The 4,472-nt window shown below is 66.7% G+C and carries 6 protein-coding genes; all 6 read right to left on the bottom strand.

The features are described from left to right. Positions 1–1,006: hypothetical protein (locus MHZ35_RS17660; RefSeq protein WP_239436824.1), on the bottom strand; the 1,006-nt coding region annotated here is incomplete at its 3' end. Continuing rightward, a complete protein-coding gene (locus MHZ35_RS17665) occupies positions 1,003–1,431 on the bottom strand; it encodes a hypothetical protein (protein WP_239436825.1) in 429 nt (142 codons plus the stop codon). The genes MHZ35_RS17665 and MHZ35_RS17660, both read right to left, overlap by 4 nt. Before the next feature lie 58 nt (positions 1,432–1,489). Next, positions 1,490–2,050, bottom strand: a complete 561-nt coding sequence (locus tag MHZ35_RS17670; RefSeq protein ID WP_239436826.1) for a hypothetical protein — start codon at positions 2,048–2,050, stop codon at positions 1,490–1,492. 90 nt (positions 2,051–2,140) lie between these two features. Beyond that, on the bottom strand, positions 2,141–3,616 hold the full coding sequence (locus MHZ35_RS17675) for a hypothetical protein (protein ID WP_239436827.1): 1,476 nt from the start codon (positions 3,614–3,616) through the stop codon (positions 2,141–2,143). Between the two features lie 9 nt (positions 3,617–3,625). Beyond that, positions 3,626–4,045, bottom strand: a complete 420-nt coding sequence (locus MHZ35_RS17680) for a DUF6950 family protein (protein ID WP_239436828.1) — start codon at positions 4,043–4,045, stop codon at positions 3,626–3,628. Further along, positions 4,042–4,472, bottom strand: a 431-nt coding sequence (locus MHZ35_RS17685; RefSeq protein WP_239436829.1) for a hypothetical protein, incomplete at its 5' end; no start/stop codon positions are given. The genes MHZ35_RS17680 and MHZ35_RS17685, both read right to left, overlap by 4 nt.

The raw sequence follows: 4,472 nt of genomic DNA on the forward strand, positions 1-4,472 counted from the left end.
TCACCCAGCAGTTGAGCTCTTTCGAAAAGAAGACCTCCGGGTTTTCGGCCTGGCCTCGGATGGTGTCGGGCAAGACCTGCGAACCGGTCTTGGTGAAAGGACCGGCCGGGCTGCTGCCGACCGCGAGGCCGATGTGCCACTGATTGTTCGGCCCGTTACTGACGGCCGAGTAGAACAGGTAATAGTTTCCTGCGCTGAAGACGATGCAGGACGCATAGGCGTCGTTCGCATCGAAGCTTCCGGCCGGACCCGTCGTTACCGTATTGCGAACGTAGGTGTAGGGTCCGTTGATGTTAGACGCCGACCAGACGTCGGAAGTGTACGGGCCGCTGCATACCTCGTTTTGGTAGACGCTGCCCGCGGTGAGACGGTGCAGATAATAGGTGCCGTCTCGGTGATCCAAGAATAGGTTGTCCGCCGCAGGCCATTGGCCGTCGTCATAGCCGTGGTTGCGGCTGATGCCGGGGACATCGCCGAGCTTGGTCCAGGTCACACCGCCGTCTGTGCTCCTGCTGTACTGCGGACGCCACGGGCTCAGGGGGTCCGACGCGAGTCCGCTGCCGTTGCCGGCGCCGTAGAACTCGTACCACGTCCCATCGGTGTCGATGAACAGGAACGTCTCGCGGTTCCCGCCCGCATCGCTGCTGCCGAAAGGCCCGGGGGTTTGTGCAATCACAGGCGAGGGGCCGTAGGTCAGGAGCGCGGGCTTCAGAACGGAGGTCCAGGCGGAAGTATCGCCGGTCCACCCGTTCAGGGTGCCGTCGCTCTTGTAAAGCAAGCCACGACCGTTCGTCTCCGTGCTGTATGCGACTGCGACAGCCGCGCGTGCCAGCTCTGCCGATGAACGCGCGGATTCCGCCGAAAGGCCGGAAGCAGTTGCCGAACCTGCCGCAGCTGCTTCGCTCAGTTGAACAGACTCCTTCGCCTCCGTGAAAATCGCCTTGTCCGCATCGGTAAGCCCCGGCCCACGCAGCCCGCCGACTTGTGCTCGAATAATCTCTCTCATGCGATGGTCACTCCCGGATCTGCGATGAAACTCCCCCCCGCCAGTCGTTCCGACTGCCCGTCGGCGTAGGTGATGAGGATGTCGAAGGCGAAGGTCTGCGGGTCGCCGGGCTCGGGCGTCTGGAGACCCGGCAGCGAGCGCAGGGTGTTCGGTTCGGAACCGTCAACAGCCCCAGGCTTCACCGAAGGCTCAAGGGTCAGCTCTCGAAGGTCGTCTTCCGAGTTCCCTGTGCCGCCCACGAGCTTGTCAGTGAATGACACATTGCTGATCGTCAGCATCGCGTTGCCTGGCTGCCCCGGATAGAGCCGCAGCTGCATGTCGATGCGCGCACCGGCAAGCGGCAGCGGTCGTCCTCGATATTCGTAGATGAGCGTCGGCGCCCACGTCGCATTGCGCGACGCGGCGAACGTCTGTTGAACTGGCATTAGCTACCCCTTGTGGTGGGACATCGAGCGTTCGGAGGAAGGTGCGCGGACGGAACCGTTACGAAACGGTCACCTGGACGGCCGCGCTGGTCGCAGTCGATCCGTCGCTGCCATAGGCGCGGATCGCATAGCTGTGCGTGCCCACTGCCGCGTCCACCGTCACCGCCATGATTGCGCCCAAGCCGCCCAGGATCTGGTCGGCCCCTTCCACGCCATCGGTGAGGATCGTGACATGGTCGAACACCTCGGACTTCGGATTGCGCCAGGTCAGGTCAACCTTCAGCGGGGCGCTCTGCCTGGCGGTAAGCTCCGACGGGGCGGCGAGCATGTTCTCGATCGCAAAGTCGCCTGCGGTCACCGGCCCCAGCACCAGCCGGTCGCTGTACGCGCCGCCGACCATGTACCGCACCGCCACCTCGTACTGCGTGCCGGAGGTGACGCTGGTGATCTCCTTGCGGACGATCGCCGGCCCATCGAGGCCGCCACCGCTCCAATTCGCCTCCGGATCCGCGCCAGCCGCATAGGGCCGGTATTCGAACAGCACGCCCGCCATTGGCCGATCGTCGGCCGCGCCGGTGACGATCAGCGCCGGCACCGACACGCCGTTGGCGCTCAGCACGGTACCGGTCGCCGACCAGTCCTCCGCCGCCGGGGCCGAGAGGTCGACCTCGGGTACCGACAGGTCCGGTGTCGGCGGCGCGGTGCCGCTCTACCCCAGAGCGAAGCTATGCTTCGACTCTGTCTCCGAGCGGCAGGTGAAGGTCACGCCGACACTGGCCGAATCCAATTCCCGGTTGCGCAGCACCACGTCGCGAGCGACCAGCGCTGCCTCCGGAATATCGACCGTCAGGCAGTCTCCCGGCCGATACCCGATCATGGTCGACTGACAGGGAAGAAGAATGCCCTCCAGCTCGCGGCCGTTCAGTATCTCGTAGAGGCCCAGCTGCGCGCCCTGGTCGACCTGCTGCACCAGCGGGAACTCGATTTCCCGCGGGCGGCTGCCGCCATCAACCGCGACATAATCCGGGATCGGGATCGCGTTCAACGGCACCACCTGCCAGCCGTGGCTCTCCAGGCGCACCTTTGCGATCACCGTGTTGCGCCGCGCGCGCCGGGATGCCGTGCCCGGCACGTCGACGTCGCCGATGATGTCGGCGCTGGCGATCCGCCCGATCGACACCTTCGGTGCGTTGAAGGTCACCGACAGCTGACCGGCGACCGGCATCGGCTCGCCGCCGCCGGCCTGGCAGATCATCTTCAGGATGTCCCAGCCGTTGTCGGCGCTGGTGTAGACGACGCCGCCGACCTTCCAGTTGTTGGCATCGCAGACGTTCGCCCACTCGACGAAGGGCGGAAGGTCGATGCCGATCGCCTTCATGCCGCCGCCGGCGATTAGGACGCCGTTCTGGATCCGGCCATATGCCCAGGTGATCGCGTGCAGCGCCGGGTTCTCGCTGTAGACGTACGTAGCCTCCTGCCCCAGCCGGCAACCACCCTGGCCGCCCGGATAGGTGCTGTCGAGGCGCGGATCGTAGACGAACACCCCTTCCAGGATCCGGCCACGCTCCGGCACGCCGTTCGGGTACTTCTTGCCCTTGCTGTCGAACTTCAGCGTCCACAGGTCGGCGGCGAGGCCGGATAGCTTGGAGGCGGACGTCCAGCCGGGGAACGGTCCCTGCGGGCCATGCAGTGCTCGACCCTCCGGACAGGCACCCAGCTGCTCGTCCAGCCACATGTATCCAGAATAGGTGCCCTGCGCCGCGCCGCCGGCGAAGCTGACGGTCTTCTTCTCGACCTGGAACGGTCCCAGGCTCTTGACTGGTCCGATGCTGTGGACGGCGACCCAGCTCTCCAGGCTGTTCTTTGGCCCGTAATACTGCCGGTGCACGACCTTGCCGGCTGAGTAGGTCCGCCCCATCGCATAGGGCAGGCCAGATTCCTTATCGATCGTGAACTCGGTCGGGTTGCCGCCAAGCGAGCCCTTCGGCGTCGCGACAGCGGAGGCGATCGACAGCGCCGCTGCGGCCGCCTGCGTGGCGCTGGCGACACCGGCGATCGAGAGGCCGCCGATGCCCGCACTGCCGGCCGCCGCCGCTGCGGTCGCGCCGACCACGGCGCCGACGCCGGTGGCGACAAGCGCCACAGCGCCCACCACAAACGCTGCGGTGCGCAGAGCTTTCGCCATGGTTGCCTCTCAGACCCGCCAGGCGGCGAGGTATTGGACCGGCTGCAGGATGTCCGCGCCGTCGACGTCTTCGTGGTAGCCGAGCACCCGGCCGTTCCCGACCGCAACGCTCAGCGCGCCGCCGAACGGCCCCTCGGCCGGAAGCAGCACCAGGTCCGCCACCCAGGCGGCGGCAGGCGCGATGCGGGGCAACCCAATCGCGTCAATCGCCGCGGCGAGGTCCTCGAAGCCGGACCGCTGCAAAGCGCGCGCGGCGCCCAGCGCGGTGCGATAGCTACCCGCCTTCGCCAGCTGCGGACGGTGCCCCATCTTGCGAAGGACGAATGCCGCGAGGCGTGCGCAATCGTTCTTGCCATAGGCGAGCGGCTGGCCCTTGAACCGGTCGACGGCCGCCTGGGCGGCATGCTGGCGGCGGAGGAGCTCGCTCACAGGCCGATGTTCCCCAGGAAGGAAGGGTTCAGGCTGCCGCCCGTCGATCGCACCGCCGAAGGCGGGCGCTCCACGCCCCAGTTCGACGTCTTGTCGATGCCGGTCATGTTCGCGCAGCCCGTTTCGCCGGGCCACACCAGCTGGTGCCAGCTGTCGGACAAGCGAGCGCCCTTCTCTTCGTCGTGGAAGGGCTCCAGCGCAGAGACGCAGCGCCACTCCAGCGACCGGGTGCCCTTGCCGACGCGGATGCGCGGCACATCGAGCTCGCCCGCGAACAGCTGGATAGGCTCCGGCAGAAGTTGTCCTGTCGCGGGATCGATCAGCCCTAGCCAGCCGCCCACCTCGCCACCCTGGGCCGTGGCATCTGCCAATTCGGAGGCGACGGCATCGTTCGGCGGGATGAAGGTCAACGACCAGTCTGGTGCCT

It is taken from the genome of Sphingomonas sp. ACRSK, from assembly GCF_022346685.1.
In the GTDB taxonomy this organism is placed as follows: domain Bacteria; phylum Pseudomonadota; class Alphaproteobacteria; order Sphingomonadales; family Sphingomonadaceae; genus Sphingomonas; species Sphingomonas molluscorum.

What these genes read in the sequence shown, in the direction of transcription:
- MHZ35_RS17665 (WP_239436825.1), bottom strand. Translation starts at nt 1,431, where the DNA reads ATGCCAGTTCAACAGACGTTCGCCGCGTCGCGCAATGCGACGTGGGCG.
- MHZ35_RS17675 (WP_239436827.1), bottom strand. Translation starts at nt 3,616, where the DNA reads ATGGCGAAAGCTCTGCGCACCGCAGCGTTTGTGGTGGGCGCTGTGGCG.